This window comes from Flectobacillus sp. BAB-3569 (assembly GCF_002270355.1).
In the GTDB taxonomy this organism is placed as follows: Bacteria; Bacteroidota; Bacteroidia; order Cytophagales; family Spirosomataceae; genus Flectobacillus; species Flectobacillus roseus.
In genome coordinates, this window is record NZ_NJFZ01000007.1 from 20,224 (window position 1) to 41,639 (window position 21,416).

The following is a 21,416-nucleotide window of genomic DNA, read 5'->3' on the forward strand; positions in this document are numbered from 1 at the left end:
ATGAGTTTGATTCGCTTTGTTCGGTTGTTAATTGAGTTCAAGTGGTTGGTAATTCTTCTACCAATTACACTTGCGGCTACGGTTTTTCGACTAACGAAAAATGAAGTACGAGAATATACAGCCAATTCTCTTTTGTATACAGGTTTGGCATCGGGTTATAATATCGAATCTAGTGGTGCTACCAAAATCGACAACGTAACAGTAAGCAACGCTTTCGATAACCTATTCAATACCATGAAGTCTAAAAGCTCCATGGAAGAGGTAGGATTGCGCCTACTTGCACAACATATTATGCTCACAAAGCCCGACTCGGCAGTGGCAAGCAAGTATACTTTTGGTAAACTCAGAGAGGTTCTTTCTGAAAAAGAAATTCGTGCTCTCGCTGATTCTACCTACGAAAAAACCTTGCAAAATGTGTACGACGACATCATTAAGCCCGAAAGCAAAATAGCCAAAGTCTTAATGGGTGCCGAAAAAGGTATTTATTCTGGTCCTGGTATTTTATCGCGTTTTAGCGTCAATCGCCAAAACAATAGTGATATGGTTCAAATTTCGTACTCGGCCAGCGACCCTGCGGTTGTCAAGAAAACTCTGGAACTTATTACGCATGTGGTCATTGGTAAATACAAACAAATCAAAATTCATGAAACGGGCAATGTTGTGGCTTATTTTGAAGAGCAACTTCGTAATGTCAGTGCCAAATTAAAGAACTCCGAAGACAAGCTTACTAATTTTTCAAGCCAAAATCGTATCATCAACTACTACGAGCAAACCAAAATGGTCACCGTAAAAGATGGTGATTTAGAAGAGCGTATTCAAGCATTAATCTCTGAAATAGAATCAAATAGAGCTGTTTTAAGAGACTTAGAAAACAAAATTGGATTCAAGGATGACCTTGTAGCAAAAAGCAAAAAGTTTGCTTCTCTACGAGATTCTATCAATTTCTACACGACAAGATTGACCTTGATGGAGTTTGAAAGTAAACCTCGCGAACAAGAAATTGCCCAAGTAAGAGAACGCCTCAATCAGCTCGAAAACAAGTTTAAAAGTAATGTGATCGAGTATTATGAACTGAGCAATACCAAAACAGGTATCCCTGCAAAAATGTACTTCTCCGAATGGATTAATGCTACTATTTCTATTGATAAAAGCCAAGCTAGACTTTTGATTTTAAAGGATATTAAACATGAATATGATTTAAAATACGATCGTTTTGCTCCGCTTGGTTCAACCGTTAGTCGTTACGAAAGAGAAATTGGTGTTATTGAAAAAGAATATCTAAGCATCTTAGGAAGCTTGAATCTGAGTAAAATTAGAGAACAAAACCTTATGATGTCTATCAACCTACGAGTGATAGACCCTCCTATTTACCCAACCAAAGCCGAACCATCCAAACGTTCAACCTTGATTGTGGCGGCATTTATGGCTGGATTAATCCTAGTTATTGTTTCGATTATTGGTCGAGAGTTTTTGGACAATTCCCTCAAACATCCCGTTAAGGCAGAAAAAGAAATTGGCGTTCCGTTTGTAGGTGCTTTACCGCTGGTAGATCCACAAAAACATAATATTTTGTTCAATGTCATTGAAACTTACACGCTCAATCAATGTATTTCGAGACTAAAAAGGCTCAATGGCGACAATATCAAAATCCCCAAACTTGTGCTCCTTTGTAGTACTCGAAAAGGCGAAGGCAAAAGCTACTTCATCAGTAAACTATGTTCAAAACTGAATGAAAGTGGCGCCAAGTCGGTTTGGCTCAATCCTCATAATTATGCCGATGGAGATTTTGCATACGCCTACACACTGAGAGGTAATTTTGCAAGTACCACCTCTCTAAACGATGTGGACATTACCGATACTTTTGACGATTGTGAATATATCTTTTTCGAATTGCCTCCGCTTATTAGTCATCCAATTCCTGTGGGGCTGGTCAAACAAGCTGCTTTTACCTTGATTTTGGCTGACTCCACCCGTGTGTGGGATAGTGCCGATCAATATGTATTTCAAACCTATACCGAAAACACCCAAAACCCGATTGGTTTACTGCTCAATAAGGTAAAACATGATTTCTTGGAAGGTATTATTGGAGAAATTCCGAAAGTGCGCTCTTGGTTTAGAAGAAAATTCAAGGATTTACTCATCAAACGTCATCAAAGCAAACGTACTAATGTCAAATTGAAGTACGAAATGCTCAAGAAGGAAGAAGAAAGTGCTTGGTTTACAGAAAATGGACTGACTGATTTTGTAGAAACACGTGTCGAGATACCTGATGCTGTTAATAGACAATCTAGAATCAAAGCCGAGAAAGGCAAAAGCTTGGGCTATTATCGCGTATTACAAAAACGCCGCTATCGTTGGATAAAAATCGCTGCGGGGTTAGGTACTATGGGGTTTGTGGGTATTTGCGCCTTGTATTTATTTTGGAAAACTACTCCAGAATCTCAATACGAAAAATTCACCGACTTTGTAGTAGGCAATCAAGTCGACTCATTGGCGAAAGTAAGAAGCACCAGACTGGTTCCGAATTTGGATTCGATTATTATTGACCCATCACAGTTAGAGTCCATTCCTGATTCGGTACGCCATGATTCGGTCAAAACGCTTATTCGTCAGAAAGAAATTCAACCGTAAAATAGTATTTATAAAACCACTCAAAGTATATGGAGTTCGATGTTGTTTGCGTAGCTTTTCCCTCGTGGGAAGGCGATTACGTCAAAAGTACTATTCAATTGATGAGTGAGTTAGCGGCTCATAGAAGGGTGCTGTACGTCGATTATCAATACACGGTCAAGGATGTTGTTCAGGCTATTTTCAAAAATCCTTTTCACATTCCTGTTTCAAGGATTTTAGGGTTAAAAAAACGATTAAGAAATATCACATTGGAAAATGGGGCAACGATTTATGTACTGTCGACGCCACCAGTGATTCCTATTAATTTTATCAAAAAAGTACCCTTGTTTGAAAAGCTATTGCGTTTCAATTCTTTTTGGCAAGCTAGTACAATACAAAGAGCCTTAAAGGACTTGAATAGCAAAAATTATATAGTGGTCAATGCTTTCAACCCAAGCTATGGCATAGGTTTATATGATAATTTCAAACCACATATACAGACCTATTATTGTTATGATGAGATTGGGGCAAGTTATTGGGCAAAAGACCACGGACCACGATTGGAGGCGCAATATATGAAGATGGTCGATCATGTGATTGTATCTTCGGAGGGATTGCAAAACTCCAAAAAGCCTTTTAACAATCATATAGATACCGTTAAAAATGGTGTTGATTTTGAGCTTTTTCACAAGGCATTTGTACCCCTTTCTCAGAAAAACGCTAAGAAAAAAATTGGGTATATTGGAACTATTGACCAACGGATTGATTACGATATTCTCAAACAATTAGCTCTCGAATTTCCAGATACAGAAATCATCATAGTAGGACGCGTGCTTGATGATATGTCGGAAGTAAAAGAACAAACAGAGCCACTTAGGACAATACCAAATATCCGATTTGAAGGAGCTAAGCCTCCAACCGCTTTGATGGAATACCTCAAAGAATTTCATATTGGCATAATTCCATTTGTCAAAAATGAGCAAACCGCAGCGATTTATCCCATGAAAATCAATGAGTATCTCGCCGCAGGTTTAGGGGTTGTGGCAACGGATTTTGCCCCACTTTCAGAATTTGGAGAGGCCATTCACGTATCAACCAATACGGCTGATTTTATCCAAGCAGTGAAAGATTTGTTGGAAAAAGATTCTGACCATAAGCAATTGGCAAGAGTCGAAATTGCCAAACAAAACTCATGGCAACAACGAGGAGCTCAGCTAAACCATTTACTAGAAACACTTTACCATAAATATTCTAGCCAAGTGTGAGTGTTGAATTGTGAATTGTGAATTGTGAATGTAAAATTTTAATTATCAACATCTTACATTTCCAATTGATCAAATCTTATTTTGCGCGATTACTTAAGTAATCGTGTAAAATTAAGTTTGATAGATTAATGGGGTACAATATTAGTAATCATAAAATTGTAATCAAAACTTAGCACTCATACTTAATACCGCCATATATGCATAGTTCTTTTTCCACATATCCCCTCGTGTCGGTCATTACGGTGAATTATAATCAACCGCAGGTCACTCGCGAATTTTTAGATTCCTTTCATCAAATCACCTATCCCAATTACGAAGTTTTTGTGGTGGATAATGGTAGTCCACAACACGATGTAAAACCCTTAGAGCCTGATTATCCATGGGTAAAGTTTATTTACAGCAAAGAAAACTTAGGTTTTGCTGGTGGCAACAACGTGGCTATCCAACTAGCTAAAGGCGAATATTTGTTATTGCTCAACAACGATACGGAAGTGCCCAAGGGCTTTTTGGAGCCATTGGTAAAAGTCATGCAGAGCAATCCACAGATTGGCATGGCCAGTCCAAAAATCAAATATTTTTACGAAGATAATCTGATTCAATACGCTGGTGCACCTGAAATAAGTGTACTTACAGGGCGGGGTGAACCTTACGGCAAAAAGCAAAAAGACGAAGGTCAATATGATAAAAGTGGGCCAACCTCCTACATACATGGTGCGGCAGTCATTGTTTCAAAAAAAGTACTTGAAAAAACAGGTTCTATGCACGACGACTACTTTCTGTATTATGAAGAATTAGACTGGTGTAAACGCTGTAGAAACGACGGTTTCTTGGTTTGGTATGTTGCAGAGTCAACCGTCTTACATAAAGAATCTGTTTCGACAGGACGAAATAGCCCGCTCAAGATGTTTTATCTGACTCGTAACAGACTTTGGTTTATGAAACGCAACTTTAAGATTTGGCAATGGCTCATTAGTTTTAGCTTTTTCACGTTTGTTTCTATTCCGAAAAATCTTTTAGTTTTTTTAAAAAATAGACAGTTCGAATATTTCAAGCCATTCTTAAATGGTTATTTGCAAAGTTTCAAAGGCTAACAATACCATATTTTCCTAATCATTTTTGATAGATAATTTTCAAATTTATAAACCAATAAGCAGATGGGTATCATTCTGAACTTAGCTATTCTTTTCCTGATTCTTTTGGGCATTTTCACCCTATATCTACTGGTATTTGCTATTGCTGGTAAAGTAACTAGCGCCAATACTACTACTCGTACCCCAAAAACTCAGAGAAAATTTGCGGTATTTTTACCTTCGTATAAAGAAGATAAAGTGATTTTGGAATCAGCCAAAAGGGCTTTGATTCAGGATTATCCTAAAGCACTTTTTGATGTAATCGTCATTGCGGATTCTCTCAAGCCCGAAACAGTCGCTCAATTAAGAGAGCTTCCCATCACCACATATGAAGTTACATTTGAAACTTCGACCAAAGCCAAAGCTTTGAATTATGCAATGTCTCAATTAACGGAGCAATATGATATAGCGCTTATTCTGGACGCTGACAATATCATGGCAACCGATTTTATAACCAAACTCAATGCTACTTTTGATTTAGGTTATCAGGTTGTACAGGGGCACCGTACTGCCAAAAACACCAACTCTCCAACGGCTATTTTGGACGCCATTAGTGAAGAAATCAATAATCATATCCTCCGCAAAGGACATCGAGCATTGGGTTTGTCCTCGGCCTTGATTGGCTCAGGGATGGCTTTTGATTATGCACTTTTTGTGGATGTAATGTCCGAAATCAATGCGATTGGTGGTTTTGATAAAGAACTCGAAATGCGTTTGCTCAAGCGAGGAATCGTATTCGACTATATCGAAGATGCTTTTGTATATGACGAAAAAGTACAAAATGCAGAGGTTTTTGAAAAACAACGTACTCGTTGGATTGCAGCACAGTTCAAATACTTAAAACAAAACTTTGCTTCGGGCGTGGTTCACTTGTTTAAAGGCAATATTGACTATGCCAATAAAGTGTTTCAGGCTCTATTACCTCCTCGAATTATCTTATTGGGTATGCTTATGTTTTTTGCCTTTGTGTCTATTTTTTCTGGAGATTTCAACTTCAAAGTATTAGCATGGGGACAGCTTGTGACGCTCTTATTTACTTTCTATATCTCAACGCCAGATTTTCTTAAACGTCTGATTACATGGAAGGAAATCATGTTGTTGCCTTCTTTATTTTTCCGTTTTATTCGTGCGATTTTAAAAATGGGTGAAGCCAAGAAGAAATTCCTTCATACACCACATGACTCATAGGATATTGGTTAATGGTTTTTGAAGAAATATTTCCCAATAACCATTTTTCGAGTACAACCCTTTTATTTCTAAGCAAGAATTTAATGATCCAATCATGGAAAAAAATACGAATATAGCCATTATTGTAGCCTGCGATGACCACTACTTGGTATTGTTGGCAGCACTTTTAAAATCTATCGAAGTCAATCATAAAGGTTCTGATTTGATTGAAGTATTTATTGTAGAAGACAAAGTATCTAATACTAGCCGTAAAAAGCTTACACAGTCGTTAGATGCCAGTAAAATGCTATTACATTGGATACCACTCGACGATGCGATTCCAGACAATTTGCATATTCCTTTTGATCGCAGTTCATATCCTAAAAATATCCATACACGTATATTTATCCCATATTTTATTCCAGAAAAATATGACAAAATCATCTACCTTGATGTGGATATGATTGTCGAAAAAGACATTGCAGAACTCTGGAATATCGACTTAGGGGATAATCTATTAGGAGCGGTTATCGACCCTCGATTGCTAGTCTTTAGTAATTCTTGGGGAGGAATTCTCAATTATAAAGAGTTAGGATTTTCGCCAGATACCAAGTATTTCAACACAGGTATTCTGGTAATAGACATTGAGAAATGGAGAACAGAAAATTGTCCAGAAAAGGTAGTGCAGTGTATCAAAGACAATGAAAAATATGCCAATTATCCAGACCAATATGGACTAAATATCGTGATGGCAAACCGCTGGCTTGAGTTAAGTCCGCTATGGAATGCCTTTGCCTCAGACGAATATCCAGAGCCACCATACTTAATTCACTTTATTGGTCGCAAACCTATGTATCAAACCTACGATAGTTTGCCCAAATACAAGGAACGTTTTGATTTTTACCTGAATCAAACTGCGTGGAAAGGCTACAAGCCCGTTGGAGAAACCAAACGTTATTTGAAGAAGATTATGAATATCATTGAGAAAATTCCAGACTTTTTTAAAAAGTAGGGGTTAGGGGTTAGAAAACCCCTAACCTGCACTCCATCTACTCAATTTAACCTACGTTTTCAACTTTTTTAGAAAAAACTAATCCCTATACCCTAAAACACTCTGTGCCTTTGCTCCTTTGTGCCTGTTCACTTAAAAAGAAAAAACTAATCCCTATACCCTCACCCCTATACCCTAAAACACTTTGTGCCTTTGCACCTTTGTCCCTGTTCACTCAAAAAAACTACTCCGCTCTTTTCACTTTTTCCCAAATACCTGAAGTGAGACCATTGCGATAACGCGCGTAGCCTTTAATAGCACACCAGTTCATAAACGAGAAATAGAATGGTACGAACAATAGTTTGATACGAATTTGTTTATTTTCTAAGGTATATCCCACAAAAGCCATTACATAAAATGCTGTTTGTGCAAGAAATAGAAGCAAGTAAAAAGACTGAGGCAAAAATCCTTGTTCTGCCTGCAAAACTAGTAGCAAATTGAGGAAGTAAATAATCGGTAAGCAGAATGGCGCTATAGCCCAGCGCATCGCACGGTGCGATACATACTGGAAAGATAACAAGCCATATTTAAAAATATTCAATAAAAATCCTAAACGGGCAATGGCTTGAAAACCACCTGCAGCAATGCGGATTTTACGCTTCATTTCATCTTGAATAGAAAACGATGGACGCTCAATAGCATAAGCTTCTGGCTCATAAATAACACGATATCCATCAGCAGCAATACGGAGTGAAATCACAAAATCGTCGAGGAGAGTATCTTTTTCAACGGGGTTAAAGAGATTAGTTCGAACGGCAAAGAGTTCGCCTGCTGCCCCTACGACGCTATATAATTGGGTATCAAGTTTTTTCAAAAACGACTCATATTTCCAGTACAAGCCCTCGCCTGCCCCTGCAGCTGCTTCGGCATCATTGGTTTGGATACGCTTTTCGCCAGCTACAGCTCCCACTTTTTCATCTTTAAAATGGCGAACTATCGCTTTAATAGCTTGATTGTTTAAGGTTGTATTGGCATCTGTAAATATCACAATCGGAGATTTGATTGTTGGTACGGCCATATTCATTGCCTCAATTTTGCCACGTCGTGCCGTTCCACCAATCATCCGCACGTGTGGATACTGAGCGCATATCGACTCGATATACTCGCTAGTGCCATCGGTTGAGCCTTCTGTGACAAAAAGAAATTCGATTTTTTTGGTTGGATAATCTAAATCTAAGGAGTTGAAAAGCTTACTTTCGATACAGCTCATCTCATTATACGCAGGAACCACTAAAGTTACTTCAGGAAGATATTCGGGGTCAAACTCAGCTTTGAAGGTTTTTCCTAAGGAAGTTCGAATTTTTACCAAAACCCAAGCTACAATTCCATAGCCTACGTAAGTGTAAAAAACCAAAAACAGCGCAAGCACGAGGAGAATTTCAATAAATTGTTTCATACCCTAGAATATTTGATAGAATTAGCAGAAAGGATTTAGTAAACTTTATTGGTATCGAATCCAACAAACACCATTCCACTTAAGCAATAATCAGAAAATATCTATCCAATTACCATCAAGTTCACCTCGATACTTAACAACAAACTATTTTATGATTCCTCAGATAGATAAGCCTCTATTTGTGGAATGATGAGTGCTAGCTCCTCATCAATCAGCTTGTGTAAATCTTGTACAACAGATTTTGCTGCTCCATGCTTCAGGGCGTGTTCCAAGGCTTGAACAGGCTCATGAAAATCTTGAAGACCAATCATCGTAAAAGAGGGCTTGATACGATGTACGACCTGACCAGCCGTAACATAATCGTTGTTAGCCAATGATGTAGCTACACTTTCCCATGAAGGCACAGAATCTGACAAAAATACACCCATCATCATGGTTATTATGTCACGTTCGCCTCCATACACCTCATCTAAGTAAGTATGGTCTATATTTCGTCTGAATAAATACATCTTTATAAATTGTCTTGATTAGGTAGTTTTCGTTAGAACGGATAAAGGGAGTCTGTTTTCAAAGATACTAAAAAATCAGTTTTCATTATCTTTTTGTTTTAAAAACATCCTAGGATATAACTAAAATTAATACAGTTAAGTGAGGAAAAATATATTTAAACACAACTAATTGTTTTTCAGTATTTCTGAAAATAGAAAAAGGGAATTTCGAAAAAACCTCGAAACTCCCTTTTAAAATAGCTAATAGCTCAAAAATAGAGACCTATTTTGATTGTGCTTCTACCACAGCAATTGCTACCATGTTCACAATTTCACGAACCGACGAACCTAATTGCAATACGTGTACAGGTTTGCGCAAACCAAGTAAAATTGGTCCGATATATTCAATATCACCTGTTTCTTTCAACAAGTTATAAGAAATATTTGCTGCCGAAAGGTTCGGGAAAATTAATACGTTTGCTCCTTCTTCTGCTAGTTTCGAGAATGGATAATTTTCACGAACTAAATCAGTATCAAACGCCATGTGTGCCTGCATTTCACCTTCAACAACCATATCAGGATGCTTTCTTTGTAGAATTGCTGTAGCTTCACGCATTTTAACAGCATCCTCTCCATCGGCAGTACCAAAGTTGGAATACGTCAACATAGCAATTCTTGGACGGATATTAAACTGCTCAACGGCTTTGGCAGTCAACTCGGTAATTTCCACAATTTCCTCCACACTTGGGTTAAAGTTTACCGTCGTATCAGAGAAGAACAATGGCCCTTTTTTCGTCAACAAGATATACATACCCGATACTTTCTTCACACCTTCGTCGCGACCAATTACTTGTAAGGCTGGACGGATAGCATTAGGATAGTTACGCGTCAAACCAGAAATTACGCAATCTGCATCGCCCGTTTCTACCATCATTGCTGCAAAGTAGTTACGCACCTGCATTTGTTTGTGCGCTTCATACTGATTGTAACCACGACGTTTACGTTTTTCGAAGAAAATATCGCCATAACGTTTTAACTGGTCTGCATTCTGAGCATCACGAGTATCAATGATTTTCACATCACCTAATTCCAAATTATGTTCCTCGATGATACGTTGAATTTTTTGTACATTACCTAATAAGATAGGAATACAAATACCTTCGTCTTTGGCTTGCTGAACAGCTTTTAATACCTTCAAATTTTCAGCATCAGCAAAAACCACACGTTTTGGTGTTCTTTTAGCACGGTTGATGATATAGCGCATCAACTGGTTGTCTAATCCTAAACGTTTTGCTAACTCCTGCTCATAAGCTTCCCAGTTGGTAATAGGATTTTGAGCAATACCTGATTCCATAGCAGCTTTGGCAACCGCAATAGAAACTGTGGTAATCAAACGAGGGTCAACGGGCTTTGGAATAATATAATTACGTCCAAATGATAAGTTTTTCTCATTGTATGCCAAATTTACAATATCTGGAACAGGTTTTTTGGCCAATTCTGCAAGGGCTTTTGCAGCAGCCATCTTCATATTCTCGTCAATTTCAGTAGCACGAACATCGAGTGCTCCTCTGAATATGTACGGAAAACCTAATACGTTATTTACTTGGTTAGGATAATCTGAACGACCTGTCGCCATGATAATATCTGGACGAGCAGCCACTGCATCTTCATACGAAATCTCTGGTGTTGGATTGGCCATCGCAAATACGATAGCATCGCTAGCCATCGAACGAATCATGTCTTGTGAAACAATATTGCCCACCGACAATCCTAAGAACACATCAGCGCCTTTCATGGCATCGGCTAAAGATTCGATACCTTCGGTGCTAGTCGCAAATGGCGCAACATATTTATTGAGGTCAGTACGGCGTTTGTGAACCAAACCATCCTTATCAAACATCAAAATATTCTCGATTTTGGCACCTAATAACAAGTACAACTTCGCACAAGACAAAGCTGCTGCACCTGCACCAGAAATCACGAAACGACATTCATCAATTTTCTTATTTACTAATTCCAAGGCATTGATAAGCGCAGCACCCGAAATAATCGCTGTTCCGTGCTGGTCGTCATGCATAATAGGAATTTTGAGGTCTTTTCTTAATCTCTCTTCAATCTCAAAACACTCTGGAGATTTAATATCTTCCAAGTTTACCCCTCCAAATGTTGGTTCTAATACTTTAACTGTACGAATCAACTCTTCTGGGTCTTGAGTGTTTAGCTCAATATCAAACACATCAATATCGGCAAAGATTTTAAACAATAAGCCTTTACCTTCCATCACAGGCTTACTTGCTTCAGGGCCAATATTCCCAAGTCCTAGCACAGCAGTACCATTCGAAATTACCGCTACTAAGTTTCCTTTGGCGGTATACTTGTAAACATTTTCTACGTTATTGGCAATTTCGATACAGGGTTCTGCAACACCTGGTGAATAGGCCAGTGAAAGGTCACGCTGTGTTTCTGTTTCTTTGGTCGGAACAACTGCAATTTTTCCTGGCCTGCCTTTGGAGTGGTAATCCAAGGCATCTTGCTTGCGAATAGATTTTTGTTTCATGTTGATTGGGCGACAATCCTGTGAGGATCACCTTAAGTTAAAAAAGTGCTCGATCTTGTAAAGTATCGAACGTTAGGCCTTACGTTTGGAGCACCTCACGTTTTAGGCCAGTTTATTAGTTTTAGATGAATAAAAGAGTGGCGAAATTAGCGCATAGATTTTGAAAAGTCTATAAAAATATACTAAGTGACCAAATCATAGCAGACTGAAAAAGCACATATTTTGAAAGAGTTTTTACTTTTTTCAGAATAAATACATTTAGTTAAAAGCTAAAACAAAAGAAAATCCTTAAACTTTAGCAAAAAACGATAGCAACTCAACTAAAGAATTAAGAAAAGTTTTTTAGAAAAAATACAATCTTAAAGGATTTTAACACTAAATACCCTGCAATTTGATATATATGTACCTTAAGACTACAAAATAGAAAATATGTAGGACAATCTGTGAGGATGATAAAGTATTTTATTTTAGATGTATCCATTTTAGTTAATGACTCGGCTAATTACAAAATCCGCATGATAAAATCGGAAGTTATCCGTAAATTTGCGATTCTGGATTGACGACTGTAAAGCACAATTTTTTAAAATATAATTCTTGCTAAATAATTGATTGCGATAGACCATATTTCTTTCCCACTAATAACCTGTAAACAGACTGACACTAATATTATTTTAGTAGAAAGACTTTATTAAAATGAACGTACCCACCATTTCGATAGCACTTTGCACTTATAATGGTAGCAAGTATATCAAAACCCAAATAGAAAGTTTAATTAATCAAACATTAAAACCCAGTGAAATTGTAATCTGTGATGATAATTCGTCGGATAATACGCTTGAGATCATTCGTTCGATAAATGCTCCTTTTCCAATTCGTATTTACGAAAACAAGCCTGCTTTGCGCACTGTCAAAAACTTTGAGAGAGCCGTTTCATTGTGTACTGGTGATGTGATTATGCTATGTGACCAAGACGACTTTTGGGTTCCGACTAAACTAGAGGTGATGGGTAAATACATGCTGGAACATCCTAAAACAAATGTTTTGTTTTCAAACGCTTTATTAGTTGATGAAAATTTAAACAGCTTGGGTAAAAAAATGTGGGAAACCGTCAATTTGGAAGAACATACATTACAGCGTTGGAGAAATGGTCATTCAACAGAAATTTTAATGGCAGGTAACAGGGTGACTGGCTGCACTATGTGTTTTCGTAGAAGCTTTGTTAGTGAGATTGTTCCATTCCCTACTCAAATTGACAAGGATTTTATTCATGATGGTTGGATTGCCATGCTGGCATCAATTACCAATTCAATAGACTTTATCAACGAAGATTTAATTTGGTATCGTCAGCACTCTGCTCAACAAGTGGGAGCTAAAAATGATGAATTTACGCACAGAGAAAAGGTAACTTTAAAAAATCGCTTTACACGTCCTAAAACTGAAAAAGTTGAACCCTTCTTGGAAAAAGCGGTTTTTTATAAGAAGATCATAGATTATATTCTTGAGAATACTACTCATAAAATTGATGATCTAGTGCCCCTTACAAGAGCATATGAACATTATAATTTAAGAGCGGAATTGCCATTTAGACCACGTTACAAGCGCTTTATTCCTGCTTTGGTCAATTATTATAAAGGAAATTATCACAAATATTGCCACTTAGGTTCTAGCCAATTGGGAATATTACAGGCCATGATTGGAGATATTGTTGAGTGATATTGTCCCCTAACAACAAATTAATTAGTAAACTACTGAGCATCAAAGATATGACAACTATTGAAGGAAATATAAAACAGAGTACCCTTCCTGTCATGGAAGCGTTTTATACGCTACAAGGAGAGGGATATTACCAAGGAAAAGCCGCTTATTTTATTCGATTGGGTGGCTGTGACGTCGGTTGTCACTGGTGTGATGTAAAAGAATCGTGGGATGTAAATGCGCATCCACAACTAACACTCGATGAAATTGTAGCTGAAGCAGCCAAGCATCCAGGCAAATTGGCAGTAATCACAGGAGGCGAACCGTTGATGCACCATCTGGACGAACTAACTAATGCCCTTCATAATGCAGGTATTCAAACCAATATCGAAACATCTGGGGTGTGCGAGGCTGTAACAGGTTACTGGGATTGGATTTGCTTTTCACCTAAAAAATTCAAAGCTCCTAATCCAGATATTTTCGAAAAAGCCCACGAACTAAAAGTTGTCATTTATCATCCGAGTGATTTTGAATGGGCCGAAGGTTATGCAGCAAAAATGTCACCAGAGTGTCTGTTATATCTCCAACCTGAATGGAGCAAATCGGAAACAATTCTTCCCTTGATTATAGAATACATAAAAGACAATCCAAAGTGGAGAATTTCGTTACAAGTTCATAAATTTATGAACATTCCTTAAGGTCAAATAAAAAAGCCTGTTGGATGAATTATCCGACAGGCTCTTTTATTTAACATTGTCCTATTACTTGTAATAATTATGAATACTTTTAGAGTTTGGGCACTTTTAAGTTGCTTTTTAGGCTTCATAACGAGCGAAGTATTTGCTCAGCAAAATCTTTCTACCACTAATAAAAAAGCCATCAATGCCTATCAGGATGGGCTTCAGGCTTTGCAAGAAAGAAAAATAGATGAAGCTTTTCAACAGTTTGAGGAGGCCGTTGAGCGAGATAACCTTTTTGCCGAGGCTTATTATCAATTAGGTCGTTTGTACGAACAAAATAGACAGTTTGGCAATGCTATTTTAAATTATGAAAAAAGCTATAATTCCAACCAAGAGGCTGGTGTCGCCAACAGTGCCTTACAATTCTTAGGGAATTTGTATATGCGTAAAGGGGAATATCAAAAAGCCAAAGCTTATCTTGAATTATTACTTCCAAGAATCCCAGCCGCAAATAACCTGACGATTCAACGCATCAAAAGAAGTATAGCTAATGCTGAGTTTGCTTTAAGAGCTGTAGAGCAACCGCTTGATATAAAGCCCATTGCCTTACCTAATACCATCAATGCTTTCGATACACAATATTTCCCCACACTCACCGCTGACAGAGAAACGTTGATATTCACAGCACAAAACTATAGCAATCGAGACGAAAACTTATACGTTTCGAAGTGGAAAGATCAACAGTGGCAACAAGCTCAAAGCCTCTCAGAACTAATCAATACCTCACAAAATGAAGGAACCGCCAGTGTTGCTGCCGACGGTCGCACTTTGGTATTTACCGCTTGTGGAGGTCGTAATAGCTTGGGAAGTTGTGACTTGTTTGTAAGTTATCGAGAAGGGAATGACTGGACCAAACCCATGAATATGGGACAAGCCGTCAACTCGGGCGAATGGGATTCTCAACCCTCTCTTTCGGCAGATGGACGAACTTTGTACTTTGTATCAGACAGAAGAGGTAGTATCGGGAAAAGGGATATTTGGGTGAGTAAACAAGACTCTACAGGACAATGGCAAAAGGCTCAAAATGTAGGAAATACCATCAACACCACTGAAGACGATTTGTCGCCTTTTATTCATGCCAATGGACAAACCCTATTTTTTAGTTCTGAAGGACACGCAGATGGGTGGCTTGGATTTATTTATGTCTCAAAAGCAAGGTATTAACTGGTCTGTACCTCAAAACTTAGGCTATCCTATCAATACCCAAGACGACCAAGTAGCCTTATTTATTACTGCCGACGGACAAAAAGGATATTACTCATTAGAACAAGATACAGGAGAGAGATATAAAAAATCTAAACTCGTAGAAATCACATTGCCCAACTCGTTACAAGCCAAAATCCAAGCTACAACCTACCTAAAAGGTATTGTAACTGATGCAAAAACACAGCAAAAACTCTCTGCTGAGTTAGAATTAGTAGCATTAAAACCTTCTCAAACGGTAGGGAAATTTCTCTCCGATGCTAAAACAGGCCAGTATATTTCGGTATTAAATACTTCGGGCGAATATGCCTTGTTTGTGAATAAACAAGGGTATTTTTTCAAAAGTCTTCATTTTGATTTTAGCCAAACTCATGCACTCGACAAAGTATTAAATATTAGCCTTGAGCCTATTCAAAAAGATGCTAAAGAAATTTTGAATAATATCTTCTTTGCAACAAACCAGTGGGACTTACAACCTCAATCTACTACTGAGCTCGACAAACTAGTGGTTTTGCTAAAAAGTAACCCTACGCTTTCGGTCGAAATTTCGGGACATACTGATGATGTAGGTAAAGATGCAGACAATCTTATTTTATCTCAAAAACGAGCCAAAGAAGTGATGAATTATCTAGTCAATAAAGGTATTCCGAGCAATAAAATCAAAGCTGAAGGATACGGCGAAACCAAACCTTTTGTACCCAATACATCCGACGAAAACAGAAAACTCAATAGAAGGATTGAAGTTAAGTTTTTGTAAAAAAGTAGGTCTACCTTAGCACATTGAGTGAATTTAGATTGAGTGAATGAGTGATTATTCTAAAAATCTATGTGCTAGAAGTAGAGACGCAATGCTTTGCGTCCTTAGCCGAATCTGGTCTTACATTGGTAGTATCTGTCAAAAAAAGCGGTCGAAAAAACAATTTTCGACCGCTTTTTTTGATAAGGAAACTATTTGAATATTTTGTCACTGGTGAATAAGTTCACCCGCTAAGTGGAATCTTGGTCAAGAATGAACAGCTTAAAGGACTTATCTCTAAAGGCAAGACATATCATCTTTGCTAGTGAAACATCAATTAAAAAAAATAATCACTCAATCACAATTCACTCAATATTACTGGCCTCCACCAGACTTAATTTCTTTCATAATTTTCTGACGACTTACACCCTCACTTGGCGCATCTTCGTAGGCCTTTTTATAATCATCTTTTTTCAAATCTCCACGTTTGATTGACTGAATAAACTGTGCCCATGCAAATGGATTGGTTAAGGTCATCAAAGGACTCGAAATAAAGTTACGATTGGCCATACTGTAAGTCATTTGATCAGAGAAGTTTCTAAAATTACCTGCTCCACTCAAACCAGCTTTTAGCGCCAATACATTCAATTTTGATTGCTCCAAATTCTTCGCTAATGCCTTACGTCCTGCCTGATTATCCAACTGCATTTCTAAAAATGCCTTTTTGAAATCTTCTTCTGTACTATATGGATATACCCTCACCTCGGCGAGCATTCTCGTTTCTTCAGCCATACGCACATAAGCTTGGTGTGTTTGCTCAATGTCTCTAGGAATGACATAATAGCGCTTTTTATAACCCACATACGAAAACTGAATTGTATCGCCAGGATATACATACAAGGCAAAATTACCTAAGTTATCTGTCAATGTACCTCTCCCTGAATTTGGGTTAAAAACATAAGCACTTGGTAAAAATTCAGAACTACGGTCTGCTACTACTCTTCCCGAAAAAATAACACTCTTATCCTGCCCCTGAGCAAAAGTCTTAACAGAAAATCCTGTCAAGAAGAGTGTTAGTATGGTAATATATCTAAATGCTAATCGCATGGTATAATATTTAATTTGAAATTTCAACGGATTGAATACGCAAACTTATACAATTTAAAGGATTAGACCTTGTAGTCCTGTGTTGGTTTAACAGTTTTTAACGTTTTAGCAAAACTCTGTTTGCTTGATAACACTAAAATAACAGATTAAGTGACAAAAGTAAAGCGTCTTTTTCAGATCTAAGTTCAATCTAATCTCAATAGGATTCAATCTTTTACATAAATCCTCTTTTATCACAAATACCAAGAAATCATTATGACTCACCCCTATAAAAGCAAAAGCGCCAATGTTTCATAAAGAAGAACATTGGCGCTTTTTATATTGTTTTTAGCAATTAAAACATTTTCAAAAAGGTAATGATAAATGGTACTGACAATAACAAACCGTCAAATCTATCCAAAAATCCTCCATGACCTGGAATGGTTGAAGCTGAATCTTTGATTTTAATACTTCTTTTGAAAAGCGATTCTACCAAGTCGCCATACGTACCAGCCACCACAATAATAGCACCGCATACATACCATTGCCAATCCTCTAAATCATCGAAATATTGAGTTAGAACAAAGGAAACCAACATAGCGGCAACAAAACCACCGATACTTCCCTCCCATGATTTTTTAGGTGAAACTCTTTCGAACAATTTTGTTTTACCAAATTTTGTACCTGCAAAATACGCCCCTGTATCACTGGCCCAAAGCAAGAACAAACAGCCTAAAGGACGTTGCCAGCTAAATCTGAAATCGGGTGTTAAGAATGCCAAAATGATAATCAGAGCAAACGGCAAAGCCACATAAATTACCCCTAAAAATGTATAAGCTATATTCTTAAATGGTTTTTCATCTTCTGACTTGTAAAGCTTTATAAAAAATATCAAAGCCATAAGGGGAGACAACACATAATAATCTTCGTAAGGAATAATACCTTTCTCTATCAAAAACGTAACTGTGACCAAAATAAACCCACAAAAAGTACCATAATACGTTAATGGCTCGTTGCCATCCAAACCAAGCAATTTATAAAATTCTAATTGTGCCAATACCGAAATCAAAGCAAATAAGACATAGAACGTCCAGTCGCTATAAATGATACAAAACAATAAAAATGGAATTGCAATAACCGCAGCAATCACACGTTGCTGAAGATTGGACATACCCTGTAATTTTTCCTTCATCCTTTTTTTAATAAATTTAAAAATTTCATTTAGAATAGCCTTTAAGTATTAGTGCTGAATTGTGAGTGATGAATTATGAATGTAGTTTGTTGATTACAAACACCTTTTTTCTCCAATTTAATTTTGCATGAATACTCAAATAATTATATGAATTAAACCTTTTATTGCAGCGAATCCTGAAAACCGCCTTCATTTTCTAATAAAAACCTCGCCAAGGTAGCACGACTAGCTGGCACATACAGTTCACATACACCCAATAGATACGAACTATCTCTTTTGTTAATCACAACTGCTTCTATCTGATGTTCCTCGACTAAATAGGCTTTTGCCAAATCTGTTTTAAAAGGACTATCAGACACATATATCTTCTGCCAATCGTTCATTATTTCAAATTTCTGATTTATAGACTCACTGTTCAATTTTCAAAGCGGTATCTTGATAAATTTTTCTAAAAATTACCACCGATAACAAGGCCGAAGGCAAGGCTATCGTCAAAGGTACAGAATCTGTTTCTACTATATTTACTTCCAAAACACCAATTCTATACAAATAGCTCATTAGAATTGTAAAACCGTTGTTCACAAAATGTGCCCAAATAGGCAAGCTCAAACTTCCTGACCAATAGTACAAATATCCGAACATAGCACCAAGTAGCATGCGAGGGATTAATCCGTAAAACTGAAAATGGATAAAACTAAACCAAAATGCAGCTACCCAAATAGCCAAATGAGGGTTATTCCACTTTTTCAATAAGATATTTTGTAAAACTCCTCTAAACAGTAACTCTTCACTAATAGCGGCCGTTCCTGCCACTACCACAAGGGCTACTACAAACTGAGGAAACGACTTAAAGTCAGTAAAATACAAAGTAATTTTCTTGGCAGCCTCCTCGCTTTCCTGCATCCACTGCTCTAATCCTTTCAGAGCACTAGGCAACTGAATTGACTTATTCCACTCTATAAACAACGAGTCGAATGGCATAAAACCTATAACTAATATGAGCACCAAAACCCAGACCAACGCCGTAGGCTGGCGAAGGCTCCACTGATTGATTTCCTTATTTTCGACGTATTTCCAAAAAACCAAGGCAGAAAGAATGAATGGAATAGGCGTACTAAGTGCTTGTAGGAGCATCATAGCATACCATGCATCTGGATAACGATCTGGATTTGCCTGAAAAGTAGCGAATTGCGCCATCGGCACACCAGTCATATTGGAGAAAACAGCTAGCCCAATTGCCGAACCAACCGCCAGAAAAACAAGGGTTAATCCAAACAAAATCAAAACTTTAGCGAAAAGGGGTCTGTCAGTTTGTGACGAAAAAGTATCAAATTGTGCCATATTGGTTGTAAATTTACAGCAAAATTGTGAGTTTGATAATTCTAAAAGACTGTTTGTTATAGGAATTTACCAAAACCTAGCACATACAGACAAGAATTGAATATGGCAAAGATAAGAAATATAGATTTAGGCGAGTTTCCACTTTTGCTTGCCCCGATGGAAGACGTATCCGACCCTCCCTTCAGAGCGGTTTGCAAAGCCAACGGAGCCGACCTAATGTACACTGAATTTATTTCCTCGGAGGGCTTGATTCGTGATGCTGCAAAGTCAGTACAAAAATTGGACATTTTTGAGTACGAACGACCAATTGGGATTCAACTTTTTGGCTCGGATATTGAAACCATGAGAGCTTGTGGTGAAATTGCGACCAAAGCAGGTCCCGATTTGATTGACATTAATTACGGATGTCCTGTAAAACAAGTAGCCTGTAAAGGTGCTGGCGCTGCCTTGTTACAAGATATTCCGAAAATGGTAGCCATGACAAAAGCTGTGGTCGAATCTACCCATCTACCTGTCACTGTAAAAACACGTTTGGGCTGGGACGAATCAACCAAAAATATCGAAGATGTAGCAGAAAGACTTCAGGACATTGGTATCGAAGCCTTGACGATTCATGGACGTACACGTGTACAAATGTACAAAGGCGAGGCAGATTGGACTTTGATTGGAAAAATCAAGGAGAATCCTCGTATCAAGATTCCTATTTTCGGAAATGGTGATATTGATTCTCCAGAAAAAGCCTTAGCATATAAAAATCGTTACGGTGTCGACGGCATCATGATAGGCCGTGCCTCTATTGGGTATCCTTGGATCTTCAACGAAGTCAAGCATTTCTTAAAAACAGGCGAGCATCTAGCGCCACCAACTATTCAAGACCGCATAGATGTCTGTAAACACCACCTTGATTTCAGTATCCGCTGGAAAGGCAACCATGTCGGTATTGTTGAGATGCGCCGTCATTATGCTAATTACTTTAAGGGAATACCACATTTCAAAGAATTTAGAATGCGTCTTGTAACTGCCTTTAGTTATGACGAAATCTTAGAAATATTAGCCAATGTACAAGCATTTTATAATCAAGGAGAGCTTGTTGCTGAGTAATTCGGTATAGTTTTTGACTACATTGTTACTTTAGTGCGTATGAACTCAAGGCTCATACGCTCTGTAACCCAGAATCCATCCTAAGTAGAAATTTTAAGCTGTGAAAAGGCTAATACTATCAACCCTTATTCTTATAGGGCTGAGCCATATAATTGAGGCACAAAAACTACACCCGATTTATCTTTACTTTGCCCATGGCTCCGATCTAAACAAGGATAAATCTACTCGCATTCTCGAAAATAGTCCGCAACTCTTTAGTATCGGACTCGAAAAACGTATAACCAAAAGTCCATACTATGGATTAGGTGTTCAGTATGTTCAATTTACCTCAGAATTTACCGATTTTAAGCAACTTAGTTTCAGAGGCTACCAGCATTTTGGAGAACTAACCAATTCTGATGAGGCCAATATTGATCCCTATTTTGGAGCCATGTTAGGTGGCGATTATTATCAAAAACAATTTGCGCCAACTGTTGGTATTCTTTTGGGTATCAGAGTGATGGTACGTTCATTTGTGGGAGTTCACTTCGAAATTGGCACATCTTCTTCTTCGCATAATAGTGGAACAATCTTTCAAATGGGTATTACGAGTTGTTTTAAAAGCGGTATAAAACTTCCCTCCCGCACTCGCAAAGGCACAGATTGCCCTAGATTCTAA

The 21,416-nt window shown here is 37.7% G+C and carries 18 protein-coding genes; 11 read left to right on the top strand and 7 right to left on the bottom strand.

Translation table 11 applies throughout. The features are described from left to right. From BWI92_RS08010 to BWI92_RS08030, 5 genes are all read left to right on the top strand, one after another. On the top strand, positions 1 to 2,631 hold the full coding sequence (locus tag BWI92_RS08010; protein WP_095161712.1) for a hypothetical protein: 2,631 nt from the start codon (positions 1 to 3) through the stop codon (positions 2,629 to 2,631). Positions 2,632 to 2,660: 29 nt separating this feature from the next. Next, on the top strand, positions 2,661 to 3,875 hold the full coding sequence (locus BWI92_RS08015) for a glycosyltransferase (protein WP_095161714.1): 1,215 nt from the start codon (positions 2,661 to 2,663) through the stop codon (positions 3,873 to 3,875). A 197-nt stretch (positions 3,876 to 4,072) separates the two neighbouring features. Continuing rightward, positions 4,073 to 4,966: a glycosyltransferase family 2 protein gene (locus BWI92_RS08020; RefSeq protein ID WP_095161716.1), complete on the top strand. Its 894-nt coding sequence runs from the start codon at positions 4,073 to 4,075 to the stop codon at positions 4,964 to 4,966. 63 nt (positions 4,967 to 5,029) lie between these two features. Beyond that, positions 5,030 to 6,193, top strand: coding sequence for a glycosyltransferase family 2 protein (locus tag BWI92_RS08025; protein ID WP_095161718.1), 1,164 nt, complete (start codon positions 5,030 to 5,032; stop codon positions 6,191 to 6,193). A 94-nt stretch (positions 6,194 to 6,287) separates the two neighbouring features. Further along, positions 6,288 to 7,184: a glycosyltransferase family 8 protein gene (locus tag BWI92_RS08030; RefSeq protein WP_095161720.1), complete on the top strand. Its 897-nt coding sequence runs from the start codon at positions 6,288 to 6,290 to the stop codon at positions 7,182 to 7,184. A 223-nt stretch (positions 7,185 to 7,407) separates the two neighbouring features. On the opposite strand, the gene BWI92_RS08035 is transcribed toward BWI92_RS08030, so the two are convergent. From BWI92_RS08035 to BWI92_RS08045, 3 genes are all read right to left on the bottom strand, one after another. Beyond that, a complete protein-coding gene (locus tag BWI92_RS08035; RefSeq protein WP_095161722.1) occupies positions 7,408 to 8,619 on the bottom strand; it encodes a glycosyltransferase family 2 protein in 1,212 nt (403 codons plus the stop codon). Between the two features lie 149 nt (positions 8,620 to 8,768). Continuing rightward, positions 8,769 to 9,128, bottom strand: coding sequence for an Hpt domain-containing protein (locus BWI92_RS08040; RefSeq protein ID WP_095161725.1), 360 nt, complete (start codon positions 9,126 to 9,128; stop codon positions 8,769 to 8,771). A gap of 262 nt (positions 9,129 to 9,390) precedes the next feature. Continuing rightward, positions 9,391 to 11,664, bottom strand: coding sequence for an NADP-dependent malic enzyme (locus tag BWI92_RS08045; RefSeq protein WP_095161727.1), 2,274 nt, complete (start codon positions 11,662 to 11,664; stop codon positions 9,391 to 9,393). Between the two features lie 693 nt (positions 11,665 to 12,357). Here BWI92_RS08045 and BWI92_RS08050 point away from each other — a divergent pair. The 4 genes from BWI92_RS08050 to BWI92_RS08065 all read left to right on the top strand — a co-directional run bounded on the left by BWI92_RS08050 (position 12,358) and on the right by BWI92_RS08065 (position 16,059). Continuing rightward, entirely contained in the window at positions 12,358 to 13,377 is a 1,020-nt protein-coding gene (locus BWI92_RS08050; protein ID WP_095161729.1) for a glycosyltransferase family 2 protein, read from the top strand. Between the two features lie 50 nt (positions 13,378 to 13,427). Beyond that, positions 13,428 to 14,057, top strand: a complete 630-nt coding sequence (locus tag BWI92_RS08055; RefSeq protein WP_229242304.1) for a 7-carboxy-7-deazaguanine synthase QueE — start codon at positions 13,428 to 13,430, stop codon at positions 14,055 to 14,057. 78 nt (positions 14,058 to 14,135) lie between these two features. Then, positions 14,136 to 15,263, top strand: a complete 1,128-nt coding sequence (locus BWI92_RS08060) for a PD40 domain-containing protein (RefSeq protein WP_095161732.1) — start codon at positions 14,136 to 14,138, stop codon at positions 15,261 to 15,263. Then, complete coding sequence (locus tag BWI92_RS08065) at positions 15,241 to 16,059, top strand: OmpA family protein (RefSeq protein ID WP_176464372.1); 819 nt, start codon at positions 15,241 to 15,243, stop codon at positions 16,057 to 16,059. The genes BWI92_RS08060 and BWI92_RS08065 overlap by 23 nt, the downstream gene beginning before the upstream one ends. 354 nt (positions 16,060 to 16,413) lie before the next feature. On the opposite strand, the gene BWI92_RS08070 is transcribed toward BWI92_RS08065, so the two are convergent. The 4 genes from BWI92_RS08070 to BWI92_RS08085 form a co-directional block, all read right to left on the bottom strand. After that, positions 16,414 to 17,145: a carboxypeptidase-like regulatory domain-containing protein gene (locus tag BWI92_RS08070; protein ID WP_095161736.1), complete on the bottom strand. Its 732-nt coding sequence runs from the start codon at positions 17,143 to 17,145 to the stop codon at positions 16,414 to 16,416. A 334-nt stretch (positions 17,146 to 17,479) separates the two neighbouring features. Continuing rightward, entirely contained in the window at positions 17,480 to 18,316 is an 837-nt protein-coding gene (locus BWI92_RS08075; protein WP_095161738.1) for a phosphatidate cytidylyltransferase, read from the bottom strand. Between the two features lie 161 nt (positions 18,317 to 18,477). Next, positions 18,478 to 18,699: a DUF2007 domain-containing protein gene (locus BWI92_RS08080; protein ID WP_141234719.1), complete on the bottom strand. Its 222-nt coding sequence runs from the start codon at positions 18,697 to 18,699 to the stop codon at positions 18,478 to 18,480. Positions 18,700 to 18,724: 25 nt separating this feature from the next. Then, positions 18,725 to 19,657 carry a CPBP family intramembrane glutamic endopeptidase gene (locus tag BWI92_RS08085; protein WP_095161741.1) on the bottom strand — a complete coding sequence of 311 codons (933 nt, stop codon included), beginning with the start codon at positions 19,655 to 19,657 and terminating at the stop codon, positions 18,725 to 18,727. 102 nt (positions 19,658 to 19,759) lie between these two features. On the opposite strand from BWI92_RS08085, the gene dusB reads away from it, so the two are divergent. Then, the gene (dusB, locus tag BWI92_RS08090; protein ID WP_095161742.1) at positions 19,760 to 20,758 is read left to right on the top strand and encodes a tRNA dihydrouridine synthase DusB; all 999 of its coding nucleotides are present in this window, start codon (positions 19,760 to 19,762) and stop codon (positions 20,756 to 20,758) included. Positions 20,759 to 20,858: 100 nt separating this feature from the next. Beyond that, positions 20,859 to 21,416 carry a hypothetical protein gene (locus BWI92_RS08095; protein ID WP_095161744.1) on the top strand — a complete coding sequence of 186 codons (558 nt, stop codon included), beginning with the start codon at positions 20,859 to 20,861 and terminating at the stop codon, positions 21,414 to 21,416.

What these genes read in the sequence shown, in the direction of transcription:
- BWI92_RS08010 (WP_095161712.1), top strand. Translation starts at nt 1, where the DNA reads ATGAGTTTGATTCGCTTTGTTCGGTTGTTAATTGAGTTCAAGTGGTTG.
- BWI92_RS08015 (WP_095161714.1), top strand. Translation starts at nt 2,661, where the DNA reads ATGGAGTTCGATGTTGTTTGCGTAGCTTTTCCCTCGTGGGAAGGCGAT.
- BWI92_RS08020 (WP_095161716.1), top strand. Translation starts at nt 4,073, where the DNA reads ATGCATAGTTCTTTTTCCACATATCCCCTCGTGTCGGTCATTACGGTG.
- BWI92_RS08025 (WP_095161718.1), top strand. Translation starts at nt 5,030, where the DNA reads ATGGGTATCATTCTGAACTTAGCTATTCTTTTCCTGATTCTTTTGGGC.
- BWI92_RS08030 (WP_095161720.1), top strand. Translation starts at nt 6,288, where the DNA reads ATGGAAAAAAATACGAATATAGCCATTATTGTAGCCTGCGATGACCAC.
- BWI92_RS08035 (WP_095161722.1), bottom strand. Translation starts at nt 8,619, where the DNA reads ATGAAACAATTTATTGAAATTCTCCTCGTGCTTGCGCTGTTTTTGGTT.
- BWI92_RS08040 (WP_095161725.1), bottom strand. Translation starts at nt 9,128, where the DNA reads ATGTATTTATTCAGACGAAATATAGACCATACTTACTTAGATGAGGTG.
- BWI92_RS08045 (WP_095161727.1), bottom strand. Translation starts at nt 11,664, where the DNA reads ATGAAACAAAAATCTATTCGCAAGCAAGATGCCTTGGATTACCACTCC.
- BWI92_RS08050 (WP_095161729.1), top strand. Translation starts at nt 12,358, where the DNA reads ATGAACGTACCCACCATTTCGATAGCACTTTGCACTTATAATGGTAGC.
- BWI92_RS08055 (WP_229242304.1), top strand. Translation starts at nt 13,428, where the DNA reads ATGACAACTATTGAAGGAAATATAAAACAGAGTACCCTTCCTGTCATG.
- BWI92_RS08060 (WP_095161732.1), top strand. Translation starts at nt 14,136, where the DNA reads ATGAATACTTTTAGAGTTTGGGCACTTTTAAGTTGCTTTTTAGGCTTC.
- BWI92_RS08065 (WP_176464372.1), top strand. Translation starts at nt 15,241, where the DNA reads ATGTCTCAAAAGCAAGGTATTAACTGGTCTGTACCTCAAAACTTAGGC.
- BWI92_RS08070 (WP_095161736.1), bottom strand. Translation starts at nt 17,145, where the DNA reads ATGCGATTAGCATTTAGATATATTACCATACTAACACTCTTCTTGACA.
- BWI92_RS08075 (WP_095161738.1), bottom strand. Translation starts at nt 18,316, where the DNA reads ATGAAGGAAAAATTACAGGGTATGTCCAATCTTCAGCAACGTGTGATT.
- BWI92_RS08080 (WP_141234719.1), bottom strand. Translation starts at nt 18,699, where the DNA reads ATGAACGATTGGCAGAAGATATATGTGTCTGATAGTCCTTTTAAAACA.
- BWI92_RS08085 (WP_095161741.1), bottom strand. Translation starts at nt 19,657, where the DNA reads ATGGCACAATTTGATACTTTTTCGTCACAAACTGACAGACCCCTTTTC.
- dusB (WP_095161742.1), top strand. Translation starts at nt 19,760, where the DNA reads ATGGCAAAGATAAGAAATATAGATTTAGGCGAGTTTCCACTTTTGCTT.